This window comes from Mycobacterium sp. 852002-10029_SCH5224772, from assembly GCF_001667315.1.
Lineage (GTDB): Bacteria > Actinomycetota > Actinomycetes > Mycobacteriales > Mycobacteriaceae > Mycobacterium.
Genome location: NZ_LZHT01000039.1, coordinates 16,093 through 31,973, shown reverse-complemented (window position 1 = coordinate 31,973; position 15,881 = coordinate 16,093). Strand labels below are relative to the sequence as shown.

The 15,881-nt window shown below is 67.1% G+C and carries 18 protein-coding genes; 10 read left to right on the top strand and 8 right to left on the bottom strand.

Translation table 11 applies throughout. The features are described 5' to 3' along the window. Positions 1-42: 42 nt before the first annotated feature. Positions 43-927: a cutinase family protein gene (locus A5775_RS08275; RefSeq protein ID WP_067250481.1), complete on the top strand. Its 885-nt coding sequence runs from the start codon at positions 43-45 to the stop codon at positions 925-927. Positions 928-969: 42 nt separating this feature from the next. Further along, positions 970-1,605: a cutinase family protein gene (locus A5775_RS08270; protein ID WP_067250478.1), complete on the top strand. Its 636-nt coding sequence runs from the start codon at positions 970-972 to the stop codon at positions 1,603-1,605. Here A5775_RS08270 and truA read toward each other — a convergent pair. The 8 genes from truA to infA all read right to left on the bottom strand — a co-directional run bounded on the left by truA (position 1,602) and on the right by infA (position 6,291). Then, positions 1,602-2,453, bottom strand: coding sequence for a tRNA pseudouridine(38-40) synthase TruA (gene truA, locus A5775_RS08265; protein WP_082952926.1), 852 nt, complete (start codon positions 2,451-2,453; stop codon positions 1,602-1,604). The two genes, A5775_RS08270 and truA, sit on opposite strands and share 4 nt — an antisense overlap. Next, on the bottom strand, positions 2,440-3,084 hold the full coding sequence (gene rplQ / locus A5775_RS08260; protein WP_067250471.1) for a 50S ribosomal protein L17: 645 nt from the start codon (positions 3,082-3,084) through the stop codon (positions 2,440-2,442). Before rplQ ends, truA begins: the two co-directional genes overlap by 14 nt. 60 nt (positions 3,085-3,144) lie before the next feature. After that, a complete protein-coding gene (locus tag A5775_RS08255; protein ID WP_067250468.1) occupies positions 3,145-4,188 on the bottom strand; it encodes a DNA-directed RNA polymerase subunit alpha in 1,044 nt (347 codons plus the stop codon). 124 nt (positions 4,189-4,312) lie between these two features. Beyond that, a complete protein-coding gene (rpsD, locus tag A5775_RS08250; protein WP_067250464.1) occupies positions 4,313-4,918 on the bottom strand; it encodes a 30S ribosomal protein S4 in 606 nt (201 codons plus the stop codon). A 10-nt stretch (positions 4,919-4,928) separates the two neighbouring features. Continuing rightward, the gene (gene rpsK / locus A5775_RS08245; protein ID WP_008260256.1) at positions 4,929-5,345 is read right to left on the bottom strand and encodes a 30S ribosomal protein S11; all 417 of its coding nucleotides are present in this window, start codon (positions 5,343-5,345) and stop codon (positions 4,929-4,931) included. A gap of 6 nt (positions 5,346-5,351) precedes the next feature. Beyond that, the gene (rpsM, locus tag A5775_RS08240) at positions 5,352-5,726 is read right to left on the bottom strand and encodes a 30S ribosomal protein S13 (RefSeq protein ID WP_067250460.1); all 375 of its coding nucleotides are present in this window, start codon (positions 5,724-5,726) and stop codon (positions 5,352-5,354) included. A gap of 178 nt (positions 5,727-5,904) precedes the next feature. After that, the gene (gene rpmJ, locus A5775_RS08235) at positions 5,905-6,018 is read right to left on the bottom strand and encodes a 50S ribosomal protein L36 (RefSeq protein WP_003879483.1); all 114 of its coding nucleotides are present in this window, start codon (positions 6,016-6,018) and stop codon (positions 5,905-5,907) included. 51 nt (positions 6,019-6,069) lie between these two features. Continuing rightward, on the bottom strand, positions 6,070-6,291 hold the full coding sequence (gene infA / locus A5775_RS08230; protein WP_003418601.1) for a translation initiation factor IF-1: 222 nt from the start codon (positions 6,289-6,291) through the stop codon (positions 6,070-6,072). Positions 6,292-6,595: 304 nt separating this feature from the next. On the opposite strand from infA, the gene A5775_RS08225 reads away from it, so the two are divergent. From A5775_RS08225 to A5775_RS08190, 8 genes are all read left to right on the top strand, one after another. Then, positions 6,596-8,227 carry an FAD-dependent oxidoreductase gene (locus tag A5775_RS08225; protein WP_067250457.1) on the top strand — a complete coding sequence of 544 codons (1,632 nt, stop codon included), beginning with the start codon at positions 6,596-6,598 and terminating at the stop codon, positions 8,225-8,227. Positions 8,228-8,235: 8 nt separating this feature from the next. After that, positions 8,236-9,768 carry an ATP-binding protein gene (locus A5775_RS08220; protein WP_067250454.1) on the top strand — a complete coding sequence of 511 codons (1,533 nt, stop codon included), beginning with the start codon at positions 8,236-8,238 and terminating at the stop codon, positions 9,766-9,768. Between the two features lie 28 nt (positions 9,769-9,796). Further along, positions 9,797-10,645, top strand: a complete 849-nt coding sequence (locus tag A5775_RS08215; RefSeq protein ID WP_067250552.1) for an LLM class F420-dependent oxidoreductase — start codon at positions 9,797-9,799, stop codon at positions 10,643-10,645. A gap of 20 nt (positions 10,646-10,665) precedes the next feature. Continuing rightward, positions 10,666-11,532 (top strand): LLM class F420-dependent oxidoreductase, encoded by an 867-nt coding sequence (locus A5775_RS08210; protein WP_067250450.1) that lies wholly within the window; start codon positions 10,666-10,668, stop codon positions 11,530-11,532. A 27-nt stretch (positions 11,533-11,559) separates the two neighbouring features. Beyond that, entirely contained in the window at positions 11,560-12,555 is a 996-nt protein-coding gene (rfbB, locus tag A5775_RS08205) for a dTDP-glucose 4,6-dehydratase (RefSeq protein WP_067250446.1), read from the top strand. A 1-nt stretch (position 12,556) separates the two neighbouring features. Then, a complete protein-coding gene (gene rfbC, locus A5775_RS08200; protein ID WP_067250443.1) occupies positions 12,557-13,174 on the top strand; it encodes a dTDP-4-dehydrorhamnose 3,5-epimerase in 618 nt (205 codons plus the stop codon). Between the two features lie 233 nt (positions 13,175-13,407). Next, positions 13,408-14,529, top strand: coding sequence for an acyltransferase (locus A5775_RS08195; protein ID WP_067250549.1), 1,122 nt, complete (start codon positions 13,408-13,410; stop codon positions 14,527-14,529). A gap of 120 nt (positions 14,530-14,649) precedes the next feature. Next, positions 14,650-15,786: an acyltransferase gene (locus tag A5775_RS08190; RefSeq protein ID WP_067250440.1), complete on the top strand. Its 1,137-nt coding sequence runs from the start codon at positions 14,650-14,652 to the stop codon at positions 15,784-15,786. Positions 15,787-15,881 lie beyond the last annotated feature (95 nt).

Here is a 15,881-nt window from a genome sequence, read left to right as displayed (position 1 = left end):
GCAGGAGTTTCGTCGCGGCCGAAATTGGGTAAAATTGCGCGGGTGAAAACTCACCGCGCAGCTCGCTCCCTCGGTCTGGGCGCTTCCGCGCTGGTGACCGCCGCCGGCCTGCTCGCGACGCCCGCGGCGGCGCCGGTCGCGAACGCCTTCGACTGCCCTGACGTCGAAGTCATCTTCGCCCGCGGCACCAACGAGCCCGCCGGCCTGGGCCGGGTCGGCGACGCGTTCGTGGACTCGCTGCGCCAGCAGACCAACTTGAACATCCTGCCCTACGGGGTGAACTACGCCGCCAGCAAGCTGCAGCTGCACGGCGGTGACGGCGCCAACGACACCATCGACCGCGTCAAGAAGAGCGTGGAGACGTGCCCCAACACCAAAATCGTGCTGGGCGGCTACTCGCAGGGCGCGTCGGTGATGGACATCGTGGCCGGCGTCCCCATCGGCGGCATCAACTGGGGCAACTCGCTGCCGCCGCAATACGCCAGCAACATCGCCGCCGTCGCCACCTTCGGCGATGTGGCCGACCGCGCCGGCGGGACGCTGCCCAGCCAGAGCGCGCTGCTGGGTTCCAAGGCCATCGACCTGTGCAACCCCAACGACCCGATCTGTCACGCCGGTCCCGGCAACGAGTGGAGCGGGCACACCGAGGGCTACGTCCCCGTCTACACCACCCAGGCGGCGGCGTTCGTCGCGTCCAAGCTGGTCGGCGTCGGCCAGTCGGTGCCCGGGTACGGCCCATCATTCCCGGGCGCCGGCCCGCAGGCTCCCGGCCCGCTGCAGCCGGGCTACGGCCAGCAGACTCCGGTGTACGGGCAGACCCCGCCCGGTTCGAACCCCTCGATCCACGGCGGCACCGGCACGGCTCCGGCGCCGGCGCCGCTCGCACCGGGGCCGACGACGCCCGCACCGCAAGCACCTCTCGTCTAAATCGTTACCGGCGGGTTATCAACGCGCCCTTAGTATCTCTGTGTGAGGCTTATCCCTTTAGGGCTAGGCGTCGGATTGCTCGCTGGGGCAGCGTTATTGGTCGCCCCGCAATTGGTTCCCCGTGCATCGGCGTCCTGCCCCGGCGTTGAAGTGGTGTTTGCGCGCGGAACCGATGAGGCACCCGGGGTCGGGAAGGTGGGCGGTGCCTTCGTCAGCTCGTTGCGCGAGCAGACCCGCAAAAGCGTTGGCGCATACGGGGTGAACTACCCCGCCGACAAGGACTTCCTGGCGGCCACGGCCGGCGCCAACGACGCCAGCAACCACATCCAGCGGATGGCGGTGAACTGCCCCAACACCAAGCTGGTGCTGGGCGGGTACTCCCAAGGCGCCGCCGTCATCGACATCGTCACGGCCGCACCGGTGCCCGGCCTCGGGTTTCGCAAGCCGTTGCCGCCCGCGGCCGCCGATCACGTCGCCGCCGTCGCGCTCTTCGGGAATCCGTCCGGCCGGGCGGGCAACCTGATGAGCGCGCTGAGCCCGAATTTCGACGGCAAGACCATCGACCTGTGCAACCCGGGTGACCCGATCTGTTCGGGCGGCCTCCGGTGGGCGTCGCACCTGAGCTACGTGCCCGGATTGACCAACAAGGCCGCGAGTTTCGCCGCGGCGCGGGTCTAGCGTGAGCGCACATCCCGGGTGATCAGATTGCGCGCGGCCAGCTGGTCATCGGGCGGATAGTCGACGCCGACCAGCGTCAGCCCGTGCGCCGGGGCGGTCGCGTAGTCGCTGGATCGGGCTGTGGCGGAAAGCAATTCACGGCACCAGGAGACGGGGCGGCGGTGTTCCCCGACGGCCAGCAGGGCCCCGACCAGTGAGCGCACCATCGACCAGCAGAACGCGTCGGCACTGACCCGCGCGGTGATCGAGTCACCGTCGCGCGTCCACTCCAGCCGCTGCAGCTCGCGGATGGTGGTGGCGTTCTCGCGGTGCCGACAGAACGCGGCGAAGTCGTGCAATCCCAACAGGTCCCGCGAGGCGGTGGCCATCGCCTCGACGTCGAGAGGGCGCGGCCAGGCGGTGACGTAGCGGGCCTGCTGCGGCTGCACGCCCCACGGCGCCGTCGACAACCGGTACACGTAGTGACGCCGCAGCGCCGAGAACCGGGCGTCGAAACCCGCGGGGGCGCGGGCGATGTCGACGACCCGGACGTCCGCGGGCAGGAAACGGCCCAGCCGGCGCAGCAGCGGCAGGAACTCGGCCTCACCGGCGTGCGCCGCCCGAGGGTACGCATTGGGCAGCGCGACCGCCGGCACGTCCACATGGGCCACCTGCCCGGTGGCGTGGACTCCGGCATCGGTGCGCCCCGCCGCGCGCAGCCGCACCGGCGTGCGAAAGACGGTCGTCAGCGCCTCGTCGAGGATCCCGGCCACGGTACGCTGGCCGGTCTGAGTTGCCCAGCCTGCGAAACCTGTTCCGTCGTAGGCGATATCAAGCCGCAGACGGACGTCCTCGCTAACTCTCGTCAGCCTCGTCGTCTGCCTTCTCGGCGGCTTCGGCTTCGGCTCTCGCGGCGACGGCCTTGTCGGCCTTGTCTTCGGCTTCGGCCTGGGCCTTGGTCGGCTCGTCGGAGGCCTCTTCGACGTTGGTCTCCTCGGCCTCGGCCGTGGCTTCCTCGGCCGTCGGGCCGACGGCTTCCTGCGGCTCGACAGCCGCCTGAGGCGCCGCCGCTGCCGCGAGGGGAGCGTCAGTCTTCTTGGTTGCCTTCACCCGACGGGCCCGATCCGCCTCGGAGGTCACCGTCTTCTCCCGCACCAGCTCGATCACGGCCATGGGCGCGTTGTCACCCTTGCGGGGCTCGACCTTGATGATGCGGGTGTAGCCGCCGTTGCGGTCGGCGAAGAACGGCCCGATCTCCTCGAACAGGACGTGCACCACGTCCTTGTCGCGGATCCTCTTCATTACCTCTCGACGGTTGTGCAGCGCACCCTTTTTCGCGTGCGTGATCAGCTTTTCCGCATATGGCCGCAGCGCACGCGCCTTCGGCTCGGTCGTCTTGATCCGGCCGTGCTCGAACAGCGACGTGGCCAAGTTGGCCAGAAGGGCCTTCTGGTGCGATGACGACCCGCCGAGGCGAGGGCCCTTGGTGGGCTTGGGCATTGCGACTATCTCCTAATTGGGGCCGGTCCCCGTATCAGGTAGGACCGGGACGGACTTTCTTTACAGCTGTTCGGTTTCCGCGTAGTCCTGGTCGTCGTAGGCAGCCTCGGTGGACCAGGTGCCGGTGGCGACGTCGTAGCCCGCGACCTGCGACGGGTCGAAGCTCGCCGGGCTGTCCTTGAGCGACAGGCCCAGCTGGTGCAGCTTGACCTTCACCTCGTCGATGGACTTCTGACCGAAGTTGCGGATGTCGAGCAGGTCGGACTCGGTGCGGCTCACCAGCTCGCCGACGGTGTGCACACCCTCGCGCTTGAGGCAGTTGTAGGACCGCACGGTCAGGTCCAGGTCGTCAATCGGCAGCGCGAACGACGCGATGTGGTCGGCCTCGGCCGGCGACGGACCGATCTCGATGCCCTCGGCCTCGACGTTGAGTTCGCGTGCCAGGCCGAACAATTCGACCAGGGTCTTACCCGCCGACGCCAGCGCGTCGCGCGGATTGATCGAGCTCTTGGTCTCGACGTCCAGGATCAGCTTGTCGAAGTCGGTGCGCTGCTCGACACGGGTGGCGTCCACCTTGTAGGTGACCTTGAGCACCGGCGAGTAGATGGAATCGACTGGGATGCGGCCGATTTCGGCGCCCGAGGCCCGGTTCTGCACGGCCGGCACGTAGCCGCGGCCACGCTCGACGACGAGCTCGACCTCGAGCTTGCCCTTGTCGTTCAGCGTCGCGATGTGCAGGTCGGGGTTGTGCACCGTGACACCGGCGGGGGGCACGATGTCCCCCGCGGTGACCGCACCCGGGCCCTGCTTGCGCAGGTACATGGTGACGGGCTCGTCCTCCTCGGAGGACACGACCAGGCTCTTGAGGTTCAAGATGATCGCGGTGACGTCTTCCTTGACGCCGGGCACGGTGGTGAACTCGTGCAGCACGCCGTCGATGCGGATGCTGGTGACGGCCGCGCCCGGAATCGAGGACAGCAGCGTCCGGCGCAACGAATTGCCCAGGGTGTAACCGAATCCCGGCTCCAGCGGCTCGATGACGAACTGGGAGCGGTCGTCGCTGAGGACTTCCTCCGACAGTGTGGGTCGCTGAGAGATCAGCATGGTTTCTTCTTCTCCTTCTCGGCACCCGCTATTTGATGCCGCTGTGTTGTCCGCTCCGACCCGCCGCGCCCGGCTTCGCCGAGCTTGCGATCGTCGCAGACCTGCGCTGGGTTCAGCGCAGGGCTTACTTCGAGTAGAACTCGACGATGAGCTGCTCGGTGAGCGGCACGTCGATCTGCGCCCGCTCGGGCAGCTGGTGGATGAGGATGCGCTGACGCTCCCCCACGACCTGCAGCCAGCTGGGGATCGGCCGGTCGCCCGCGGTCTCCCGCGCGATCTGGAACGGCACGGTGTTCAGCGACCCGTCCCGCACGTCGATGATGTCGTGCTGCGACACCCGGTAGCTGGGGACGTTGACGTGCACGCCGTTGACGCTGAAGTGCCCGTGGCTGACCAGCTGGCGGGCCATCCGGCGGGTACGCGCCAGCCCGGCGCGGTACACGACGTTGTCGAGGCGGCTTTCCAGGATCCGCAGCAGCTCTTCACCGGTCTTGCCGGATTGCCGGGAGGCCTCGGCGTAGTAGCGACGGAACTGCTTCTCCATCACGCCGTAGGTGAAGCGGGCCTTCTGCTTCTCCTGCAGCTGCAGGAGGTATTCGCTTTCCTTGATCCGCGCGCGGCCGTGCTGGCCGGGCGGGTAGGGGCGCTTCTCGAAGGCCTGGTCGCCCCCGACGAGGTCGGTGCGCAGGCGGCGTGACTTGCGAGTGATGGGTCCGGTGTAACGAGCCATTGGTTATCTCCTAGACCCTTCTGCGCTTCGGGGGGCGTACGCCGTTATGCGGCTGGGGGGTGACGTCGGAGATCGCACCGACCTCCAGACCGGCGGCCTGCAACGACCGGATCGCCGTCTCCCGGCCCGAGCCCGGGCCCTTGACGAACACGTCGACCTTCTTGACGCCGTGCTCCTGCGCCTTGCGGGCCGCGTTCTCGGCGGCCAGCTGCGCGGCGAACGGCGTCGACTTCCGCGAGCCCTTGAACCCGACATGACCCGACGACGCCCAGGCGATGACGTTGCCCTGCGGGTCGGTGATGGTCACGATCGTGTTGTTGAAGGTGCTCTTGATGTGGGCGGCGCCGTGCGGGACGTTCTTCTTTTCCCGGCGACGGGTCTTTTGCCCCTTCTTCGGGGCGGAGGCGGCCTTCTTGGCTGGTGGCATGGGTGGTTACCTGGCCTTCTTCTTGCCGGCGATGGTGCGCTTGGGGCCCTTGCGGGTGCGCGCGTTGGTCTTGGTCCGCTGGCCGCGCACCGGCAGGCCGCGGCGGTGCCGCAGGCCCTGGTAGCAGCCGATCTCGATCTTGCGGCGGATGTCGGCCTGGACCTCGCGGCGCAGGTCACCCTCCACCTTCAGGTTGGCTTCGATGTAGTCACGCAGGTGGGTCACCTGGTCGTCGGTGAGGTCCCTGGTGCGCAGGTTCCTGTCGATCCCCGTCGCTTCCAGAATCTCGTTCGAACGGGTCCGGCCGACGCCGAAGATGTATGTCAGCGCGATCTCCATCCGCTTGTCACGCGGCAGATCGACGCCTACTAGTCGAGCCATAGGTGGCGTTTCCTCTTTTTCTCGGCGGAGGTCTGATCCCAGCCCGTTCCCGCAACCCCGGTAGGGGCGGTGCTATCTCGCGGGGCCCGGCCTCCGTCCGGGCGTGGATGAGCGACGTATTCGCTCAGTGGTGCTGGGAGGTCTGCATTCAGTTGTGGTGGTGCGAAGGGTGCTATCGCTAGCCCTGGCGCTGCTTGTGGCGCGGATCGGAGCAGATCACCATGACCCGCCCGTGCCGACGGATCACCCTGCACTTGTCACAGATCGGCTTGACGCTCGGGTTCACCTTCACAGCTGTTCGATCCTGTTCTGTGTCGTTCGTAGGTTGGTTCGATTGGGCTTTTTACTTGTACCGGTACACGATGCGGCCGCGGGACAGGTCGTAGGGAGACAACTCCACCACCACCCGGTCCTCGGGCAGGATGCGGATGTAGTGCTGCCGCATCTTGCCGCTGATGTGGGCAAGCACCTTGTGACCGTTCTCCAGCTCAATGCGGAACATCGCATTGGGCAGCGGCTCGACCACGCGGCCTTCGACCTCGATGGCGCCGTCTTTTTTGGCCATAACTAGTTAAGAATCCTCGTCGTTTAGTCTCGTTCTCGTCTGCGCCCAGAGCGGCGCAACATGGCACACCGACTTGAAACGTGAGCCGGTGACAGGAAATTCCTAGGACAGGACACACAAAAAGTCGGCGCGGATGCCGCACCGTCGTTCCACGATACCTGGTCATCGGCCTGCACCAAAATCGCCGTCGGCGCAATGCGGGCCGCCCGCTCGACCTCCCATATGCCCGCTGACGAGCGCATACTTAACGCCAGTGAATACACCCGCACGCCCCGCCGACACCGCACCACAGCGCAAGCCCGTCATGCTCACCGTCGACGACGATCCCTCGGTTTCCCGGGCCGTCGCGCGCGACCTGCGTCGCCACTACGGCGAGGACCACCGGATCGTGCGCGCGGAGTCGGGGCCCGACGCGCTGGGCACGCTCAAGGAGCTCAAACTGCGCGGCGAGACGGTCGCGCTGCTCATCGCCGACTACCGGATGCCGCAGATGAGCGGCATCGAATTCCTCGAGCAGGCGATGGACCTGTATCCGGCGGCGCGTCGCGTGCTGCTCACCGCCTACGCCGACACCCACGCCGCCATCGACGCGATCAACGTCGTCGACCTGGACCACTACCTGCTCAAACCGTGGGACCCGCCGGAGGAGAAGTTCTACCCCGTCATCGACGGGCTGCTGGATGCCTGGCGGGCGGCGCCCGAGCATCCCATCCCGCACACCAAGGTGATCGGTCACCGCTGGTCGGCGCGGTCCTGGCAGGTGCGCGACTTCCTGGCCCGCAACGGCCTCTACTACACCTGGTTCATGGCCGACGAGCCCGCCGGCGAGCGGCTGCTGGGCGCCGCCGGCGCGGACGGCCTGCGGCTGCCGGTGATCGTGACCCAGCGCGGCGACACCCTCGTCGAACCCACCGACGCACAGCTGGCCGAAACCCTGGGCCTGACCACCACGCCCTCCCAGGAGTTCTACGACCTGATCGTGGTCGGCGGCGGACCCGCGGGTCTGGCCGCCGCCGTGTACGGCGCCTCCGAGGGCTTGCGCACGGTGCTCATCGAGCACACCGCGACGGGCGGTCAGGCCGGGCAGAGCTCGCGCATCGAGAACTATCTGGGCTTCCCGGACGGGGTGTCCGGGGGCCAGTTGGCCGACCGGGCCCGCCGGCAGGCCGAGAAGTTCGGCGCCGAGCTGATCACCGCCCGCAAGGCCACCGCCCTCGAGGTGAACGGATCCAAGCGCGCCGTGCGGTTCGCCGACGGCGGCTCCATCGACGCGCACGCGGTCATCCTGGCCACCGGCGTCGCCTATCGCCAACTGAACGCCGAGGGATGCTCGGAGCTCACCGGCTGCGGCATCTACTACGGGGCGGCCGTCTCGGTCGCAGCGGACTGCGAAGGCGAAGAGGTCTACGTGATCGGCGGGGCCAACTCCGCCGGCCAGGCCGCCATGTACCTGTCGCGGACGGCCAAGTCGGTCAACATCGTGGTGCGCGCCCCGTCGCTGCAGGCGTCGATGTCCTACTACCTCATCCAGCAGATCGAGGCGAATCCCAAGATCAACGTGCTGACCTGCACCGAGGTGCAGCGCGCCGCCGGCGAAGGCCACCTGGAGCAGCTGAGCCTGGTCAACAACCGGACCGGCAAAATCGAGGACGTCACCTGCGGCCGCATGTTCATCTTCATCGGCGCCGCGCCGCGCACCGACTGGCTCGACGGGGTGCTGGCCCGCGACGACCACGGCTTCATCCTGACCGGCCCGGACCTGCGCAACGTGTGCGGCTGGACGTTGGACCGTCCGCCGCATCACCTGGAAACCAGCGTGCCGGGGGTGTTCGCCACCGGCGACGTCCGTTCGACGTCGGCCAAGCGGGTCGCGGCCGCCGTCGGCGAGGGGTCGATGGCCGTGATGCTGGTCCACCGCTACCTGGCCGAGAGCTAGGAGGGGCCATGACCGGCGCCGAACCGAGGACCATGCCCTGCGAGCCCGACGAGCTGCGCAGCCTGTTCCTGTTCGAGGCGTTGACCGACGAGCAGCTCGCGGTGCTGTGCGCCAACGGGCACATCGAGAACTACGAACCCGGACCGATCTGCGTCGAAGGTGAACCGGCGACCTGCTTCTACGTGCTGATCGAGGGCGAGCTGATGATGTCCAAGCTCTCCGGCGGCCAGGACATCGAAACCAACCGGACCTCGCAGCGCGGCGTGTATTGCGGCGCCTGGCGGGCGTTCACCGGCGGGAAGCAGAAGAACTACGACGCCTCGGTCCACGTGACCAAGCCGTCGCGCTTCTTCGTCATGGACGCGCCCGTCTTCGCGCATTTCATGCGCGACCAGTTCCCGATGGCCGTGCACCTGCTCGACGGCATCGCCGTCGGCACCGACCGGACTCGCCGGATCATCGACAACCGGGAGAAGCTGCTGGCGCTGGGCCGGCTCTCGGCCGGGCTCACCCATCAGCTCAACAACCCGGCGGCGGCGATCTCGCGGGCCGCGTCGGATCTGCGCGAGCGGGTGGCCGCCATGCGGCACAAGCTGGCGATGCTCGCCGACGGGACCATCTCCGCCGAGGCGCTCAGCGCGTTGGTGCGGCTGCAGGAGAGGGTGGCCGAACAGGTCGCCAAATCCGCGTCAGCGCACCTGAGCGCCCTCGAGACCGCCGACCGCGAGGACGCCGTCGGGGACTGGCTGGACGACCACGGCATCGAGGGCGGGTGGGACATCGCGCCGACGTTCGTGGAGGGCGGCATCGACACCGATTGGCTGGAGCGGATTTCCGCGGTCAGCGACGAACTCGCGTCGACGTCGGTGGAGCAGGCGATCCGATGGATCAACTACACCATCGAGAGCGAGCTGCTGATGAACCAGATTCTTGAAGCGAGCAAACGGATTTCGGCGCTGGTCGCCGACGCCAAACAGTATTCGCAGCTGGACCGCGCCCCGTTCCAGGTGACCAATGTGCACGAGCTGCTGCGCAGCACGCTGGTGATGTTCGCCGACCGGTTGACCAAGGATGGGGGCAAAAATTCGCACGGCGTCACCGTGGTCAAGGAGTTCGACCAGTCGCTTCCCGAAATCCCTTGCTATCCAGGCGATCTCAACCAGGTGTGGACCAATATCATCGACAACGCGATCGCCGCGATGCGCGATACCGGGGGGACGCTGACCATCCTCACCTGCCGGGAGGGCGAGAACATGGCGCGCGTCGAAATCTGCGACACCGGGCCGGGAATACCCGAGGACGTGCGTGAGCACATCTTCGAGCCGTTCTTCACCACCAAGCCGTTCGGCGAAGGCACCGGCCTGGGGCTGGACCTGGCGTTCAACATCGTCGTCAAGAAACATCGCGGCGACCTGCGGGTCGAATCGGCGCCCGGCGACACCCGATTCATCGTGCTGCTGCCGCTCGAGCCGCCCGCCGCCGTCGCCGACCTCGACGCCGACGTGGGCGAGACGGACGAAAACGTCGCCACCCCGGAATAGGGCCGCACCGCGCCCGGTTTGGATGACCATGACCGATGCAGCAAGCAAGCCCGATCTCCGCCGGTTCGGATCGTTCGGACGCGGCGTCACCCCGCAGCAGGCCAAGGACATCGAGGCGCTGGGCTACGGGGCCGTCTGGGTCGGCGGTTCGCCGGCCGCCGAGCTGGCCTGGGTCGAACCCCTCCTGGAAGCGACGACGACGCTGCAGGTCGGCACCGGCATCGTCAACATCTGGACCGCGGCCGCCAAGCCGGTGGCCGAATCCTTCCACCGCATCGACAAGGCCTACCCGGGCCGCTTCCTCCTCGGCATCGGCGTCGGCCATCCCGAGGCCCACACCGAATACCGCAAGCCCTACGACGCCCTGGCGGACTATCTCAAGCAGCTCGACGACTACGGGGTGCCCGCCCACCGCCGGGTGGTCGCCGCCCTCGGCCCGCGCGTCCTGCGGCTGTCCGCCGAGCGCTCCGCGGGGGCACACCCCTACCTGACCACGCCGGAACACACCGCGCGGGCCCGCGAGATCATCGGCCCGTCGGCGTTCCTGGCGCCCGAGCACAAGGCGATCCTGACCACTGACGTGGAGAAGGCCCGGGCGGTCGGCCGCAAGGCGCTCGACGTGTATTTCAATCTCGCCAACTACCGAAACAACTGGAAGCGGCTGGGTTTCGGTGACGACGAGGTCACCCGGCCGGGCAGCGACCGGCTGGTGGACGCTGTCGTGGCGTATGGCACCGTGGACCAGATCGCGGCTCGGCTCAAAGAGCATCTCGACGCCGGAGCCGACCACGTCCCCGTACAGGTGTTGACGAAGGATGAAAACCTGGTCTCAGCGCTGGCCGAACTGGCGGGGCCACTGGGATTGAATCCGTCCTGACGACTCGCAGGGGGAGCTAGATGACCGAGGGTGTTTCGCTCAAGCCCGACCTGGGCCGGTTCGGCGTGTGGCTGCCGACGCGATCCATCACCCCCGAGCTAGCCGCGGGAATCGAATCGCTGGGCTACGGCGCCGCCTGGATCGGCGGCTCGCCGGACGCCGACCTGTCCTGGGTCGAGCCGGCCCTGGCGCGCACGGCGTCGCTGCAACTGGCCACCGGAATCGTCAACATCTGGTCGGCGCCCGCCCCGGCCGTCGCCGATTCCTTCAAGCGCATCGAAACCGGCCACCCGGGAAGGTTTTTGCTCGGTATCGGGGTCGGCCACCCCGAGCACACCCAGGAGTACGTCAAGCCGTACGACGCCCTGGTCGCCTACCTCGACCAACTCGATGCGGCCCTGGTGCCGACCAGTCGCCGGGTGGTCGCCGCACTCGGGCCGCGGGTGCTGCGGCTCGCAGCGCAGCGCAGCGCCGGCGCACACCCCTATCTGACCACCCCGGAACACACGGCCAAGGCGCGCGAGTTGCTCGGCGGGGCAGTGTATTTGGCGCCCGAGCACAAGGTGGTGCTCAGCACCGACACCGAGAAGGCCCGCGAGATCGGCCGCCAGACCGTCCAGCATTACCTGGGCCTGAGCAACTACGTGAACAATTGGCTGCGGCTGGGATTCACCGAAGCCGACGTGCGCACGCCCGGCAGCGACCGGCTGATCGACGCGGTGGTCGCCCACGGCACCCCGGAAGCCATCGCTGGGCGGTTGCGCGAGCATCTGGACTCCGGAGCCGACCACGTGGCCGTGCAGGTGCTGGGCGGTAATGCCGATGAATCGCTGCTACCTGCGCTAACCGAATTGGCCGGGGCTCTGGGGCTAACTGCCACAAACTGACCGATCGGCTCGGTTAGGGTTTGGGGCATGCGGTTACTGGTCACCGGCGGCGCTGGTTTCATCGGCGCCAATTTCGTGCACAGCACCGTGCGCGAACACCCCGAGGACTCCGTGACGGTGCTCGATGCCTTCACCTATGCGGGCCGGCGCGAGTCGCTGGCGGGCGTCGAGGACGCCATCGAGTTGGTGGTCGGCGACATCACCGACGCCGAACTGGTGTCGCGGCTGGTCGCCGAATCCGACGCCGTCGTGCATTTCGCCGCGGAGAGCCACGTCGACAATGCGCTGGAGGGCCCCGAGCCGTTCCTGCACACCAACGTGGTCGGGACCTTCACCATCCTCGAAGCGGTGCGGCGTTACGGCGTGCGGCTGCACCACATCTCGACCGACGAGGTCTACGGCGACCTCGAGCTCGACGACCCCCAGCGGTTCACCGAGGCGACGCCCTACAACCCGTCCAGCCCGTATTCGGCGACCAAGGCCGCCGCCGACATGCTGGTGCGGGCCTGGGTGCGGTCGTACGGGGTGCGCGCGACGATCTCCAACTGCTCCAACAACTACGGGCCGTATCAGCACGTCGAGAAGTTCATCCCGCGCCAGATCACCAACGTGCTCACCGGGCGCCGGCCCAAGCTGTACGGCGCCGGCGCCAACGTCCGCGACTGGATCCACGTCGACGACCACAACAGCGCGGTGCGACGCATCCTGGAAAAGGGCGAGATCGGCCGCACGTACCTGATCAGCTCCGAGGGTGAGCGCGACAACCTGACCGTGCTGCGGACACTGCTGCAGATGATGGGCCGCGAGCCCGACGACTTCGACCACGTCACCGATCGCGCCGGCCACGATCTGCGCTACGCCATCGACCCATCGACGTTGTACGACGAATTGTGTTGGGCGCCAAAGCATACCGACTTCGAGGAGGGGCTGCGTGAGACCATTGACTGGTACCGCGCGAACGAATCGTGGTGGCGCCCGTTGAAAGACGCCTCGGAAGCCCGTTACGAAGAACGCGGGCAGTGACGTGAAAGCCCGCGAACTGAAAATTCCCGGCGCCTGGGAGATCACCCCTGCCGTCCACGGCGATTCGCGCGGCCATTTCTTCGAATGGCTCACCGACAAGGGATTCAGCTCCTTCGCCGGTCACCGGTTGGACGTCCGGCAAGCCAATTGCTCGGTCTCATCGGCGGGGGTGCTGCGCGGGCTGCACTTCGCCCAGGTACCGCCGAGCCAGGCCAAGTACGTGACCTGCGTGCGCGGTTCGGTGTTCGACGTCGTCGTCGACATCCGGGTGGGCTCGCCGACATTCGGGCAGTGGGACTCGGTGCTGCTCGACGACTCCGAACATAGGACGATTTATCTCTCCGAAGGCCTCGGGCATGGATTCCTGGCATTGCAAGACAATTCGACGGTGATGTATTTGTGCTCGGCGGAATACAACCCGCAACGCGAACACTCCATTTGCGCAACCGATCCGGCGCTGGGAATCGATTGGCCACTGGTCGACGGCGCACCGCCCACCCTGTCCGAGCGCGATGCCGCCGCCCCCAGCTTCGACGAAGTGCGCGCCTCCGGCCTGCTTCCCACCTGGGCGGAGACGACGGCGTTCCTCGATGATCTGCGGGCAAAGCCCACGAATTGACGCGGTGAATCGGTCCATTCCCGCGATGTGCGTTACCCCGCAACGTTCTTGGCGCTCACCGAGCGCGGAATTGCCTTCGCGCGGCGACCCGCTTATTAGACATATATCTATCAATACGCATTGCCGCAATCGAATTGGCCCACTACCGTAAACCGGCCCTTTTCGGCGTTGCGTGGCGTTAGGATGGCGCCGATGATGACCACGATGCCCTGTTCAAACGGCGGGAAATGCCGATGAAACTTGGGCAGGTTTTCGATCCGCGAAGCAATGCGCTGAACGCATGGCGGTTAGCGCTCGCGGCCGAGGTCATCTTTTGGCATACCTACCCGATCCGCGGTCATCTCCCTTCGGTGCGGGCCATTCTGCAGCTGCTGCTCTGCGTCGGCGTCGACGGCTTCTTTGCGATCTCGGGGTTCCTCATCACCGCGAGTTGGATCAGCAACCCCCAGCTGCGCGCGTACCTCGCCGCTCGCGCTCTGCGCATCCTGCCCGGCTTCTATGTCTGCATGATCGTGACCGCCTTCGTGTTCGCCCCGCTCAGTGTGGCGATCCAGGGCGGTTCCGCGGCGAGGCTGCTGTTCTCGTTCGCTCCGTTCGAGTACGTCCTGAAAAACATCGCGGTGATGTGGCTCAAGCCCGACGTCGGTGGCACGCCGCACGACATTCCCAACGCGGGCATCTGGAACGCATCCCTGTGGTCGCTGTTCTGGGAAGTGATGTGCTACCTGGTCGTTGCCATTATCGGCGTGGCCGGACTCGCCAACCGCCGGTGGGTTTCCCCGGCGATTCTGGTGGCGGCGGCCATCGGAGCGTCGATGATGCCGCCCGTCACCTTCCCCGAGGTGTTCAATCGGCCGACGGGCAACGTGGGCACCGTCATCATCTTCCTGGCGTGCCGCGCCGCGATCATGTTTGCGGCGGGAGCGCTGCTGTATCAATGGCGCGATGTCATTCCCGCTCGGTGGTCGCTGGTCGCGGTGAGCGTGGTCATCGTGCTGCTGGCCGGCCAGCTGCCGGATTACCGGGTGGTCGCCGCCGTCCCCCTGGCGTATGCCGTCGTCGTCTCCGGCTCCCTGCTGCACAACAAGCGCCTGAGGTTGCGTACGGACCTGTCCTACGGCATGTACATCTACGCGTACCCGACCCAGCAGCTTTTGGCCGTCCTCGGCCTGCTCAGCCTCAACCCGTTCGTGTTCTGTCTCACCGTGGCGGCAGCGACCGTGCCGCTGGCCGCAGCGAGCTGGTTCCTCGTTGAAAAGCCGGCCAGGTCGTTGAAGGCGCGCATCAAACGGAAATCTGCGGGTGCCCGCGAAGCGGCGATGGTGTTGCCTCCGGAGGTCCCGGGCGCCGCATAGCGTCGGTTGCGACAGCTCAACGACTGAAACGACGGCTCGACCGGCTCCAGCGGTTGTACCCCGCCCACCGGCTGCCGGCCGATACGATGGCGCCGACGGTGCAACGGGCGACGGAGGCAGATGAAGCTAGGACAGGTATTCGATCCGCGAAGAAACGCGCTCAACGCGCTTCGGCTGGCGCTGGCGGCCGAGGTCATGCTGTTCCATTCGTGGCCGATCACGGGACACATGCCCCCGAAGGGGACTCTGCAGCTCTTCTTCTCGGTGGGTGTGGACGGCTTCTTCGCGATCTCCGGCTTCCTGATCACCCGGAGTTGGCTCACCGACCCGCGCCTGCGTGACTACCTCGCCGCCCGCGCCCTGCGCATTCTGCCCGGCTTCTATGTCTGCCTGATCGTGACCGCGTTCGTCTTCGCCCCACTCAGTATGGCGATTCAAGGCGGTTCGGCCGCCAAGCTGCTGGGGTCCATCGCCCCGCTCGAGTACGTCCTGAAAAACAGTGCGATCGCGTACCTGCAGCCGAGTATCGACGGAACACTGCGCGATGTACCGGGCGGAAACGCCTGGAACGGCTCGATGTGGTCGTTGATCTGGGAACTGCTGTGCTACCTCGTCGTTGCCGCTATCGGCGTGGCGGGACTGGGCAATCGTCGCTGGGTCTCCCCCGCGGCTTTGGCGGTGGCAACGCTGGGCGCGTTGGTCTTGCCGCCTCTGACATTTCCCGGGGTCTGGACCATTCCGCAGCTCGCGGTGCGCTCGGCCATCATGTTCTCGGCCGGAGCCATCATGTATCAGTGGCGAGACGTCATCCCCGCCCGATGGTCGCTGGTCGCGGTCTGCCTCGTCATCGTGGCCGCGTCCGGGTTCCTGCCCGATTACCGGGTGGTTGGTGCGCTTCCGCTGGCCTACGCCGTCATCGTGTCGGGCTCCTTGCTCAAGAGCGAGCGATTGAGGCTGCGCACCGATTTGTCCTACGGCGTCTACATCTACGCCTTCCCGGCCCAGCAATTGCTGGCCGTCAGTGGACTCGCGACGCGCCTCCACCCGGTGCTGTTCTTTCTCGTTTCGGTGACCGCCACCCTGCCGCTCGCCGCGATCAGCTGGTTCGCCATCGAGAAACCCTCGATGGCCCTCAAACGCCGGCTTCGGGTCAAGTGGTCGGCTCCCGTCGCGTCCAGCTCCGACGAGGCCGGGCCTGTCAGCACGGCCAACGTCGTGGGCGAGCGGCCGGCTCCGGAGGCCCCGGGTACCGCCTAGCCCGGGTCGCCCCCGGCTGGCAAAACCTCGAACAGCCCGACCCTCCCTATCCGATGGCGATCAGTATTCCCGCCGATACCGCGGGGTGAACACGA

Excerpts from the sequence above, each read along its gene's own strand:
- infA (WP_003418601.1), bottom strand. The coding sequence starts at position 6,291 with ATGGCCAAAAAAGACGGCGCCATCGAGGTCGAAGGCCGCGTGGTCGAG.
- A5775_RS08215 (WP_067250552.1), top strand. The coding sequence starts at position 9,797 with ATGACCGATGCAGCAAGCAAGCCCGATCTCCGCCGGTTCGGATCGTTC.
- rpsD (WP_067250464.1), bottom strand. The coding sequence starts at position 4,918 with ATGGCTCGTTACACCGGACCCATCACTCGCAAGTCACGCCGCCTGCGC.
- A5775_RS08225 (WP_067250457.1), top strand. The coding sequence starts at position 6,596 with ATGCTCACCGTCGACGACGATCCCTCGGTTTCCCGGGCCGTCGCGCGC.
- A5775_RS08210 (WP_067250450.1), top strand. The coding sequence starts at position 10,666 with ATGACCGAGGGTGTTTCGCTCAAGCCCGACCTGGGCCGGTTCGGCGTG.
- rpsM (WP_067250460.1), bottom strand. The coding sequence starts at position 5,726 with ATGGCTCGACTAGTAGGCGTCGATCTGCCGCGTGACAAGCGGATGGAG.
- rpsK (WP_008260256.1), bottom strand. The coding sequence starts at position 5,345 with ATGCCACCAGCCAAGAAGGCCGCCTCCGCCCCGAAGAAGGGGCAAAAG.
- A5775_RS08255 (WP_067250468.1), bottom strand. The coding sequence starts at position 4,188 with ATGCTGATCTCTCAGCGACCCACACTGTCGGAGGAAGTCCTCAGCGAC.
- A5775_RS08220 (WP_067250454.1), top strand. The coding sequence starts at position 8,236 with ATGACCGGCGCCGAACCGAGGACCATGCCCTGCGAGCCCGACGAGCTG.
- A5775_RS08190 (WP_067250440.1), top strand. The coding sequence starts at position 14,650 with ATGAAGCTAGGACAGGTATTCGATCCGCGAAGAAACGCGCTCAACGCG.
- A5775_RS08195 (WP_067250549.1), top strand. The coding sequence starts at position 13,408 with ATGAAACTTGGGCAGGTTTTCGATCCGCGAAGCAATGCGCTGAACGCA.
- rfbB (WP_067250446.1), top strand. The coding sequence starts at position 11,560 with ATGCGGTTACTGGTCACCGGCGGCGCTGGTTTCATCGGCGCCAATTTC.
- rplQ (WP_067250471.1), bottom strand. The coding sequence starts at position 3,084 with ATGCCCAAGCCCACCAAGGGCCCTCGCCTCGGCGGGTCGTCATCGCAC.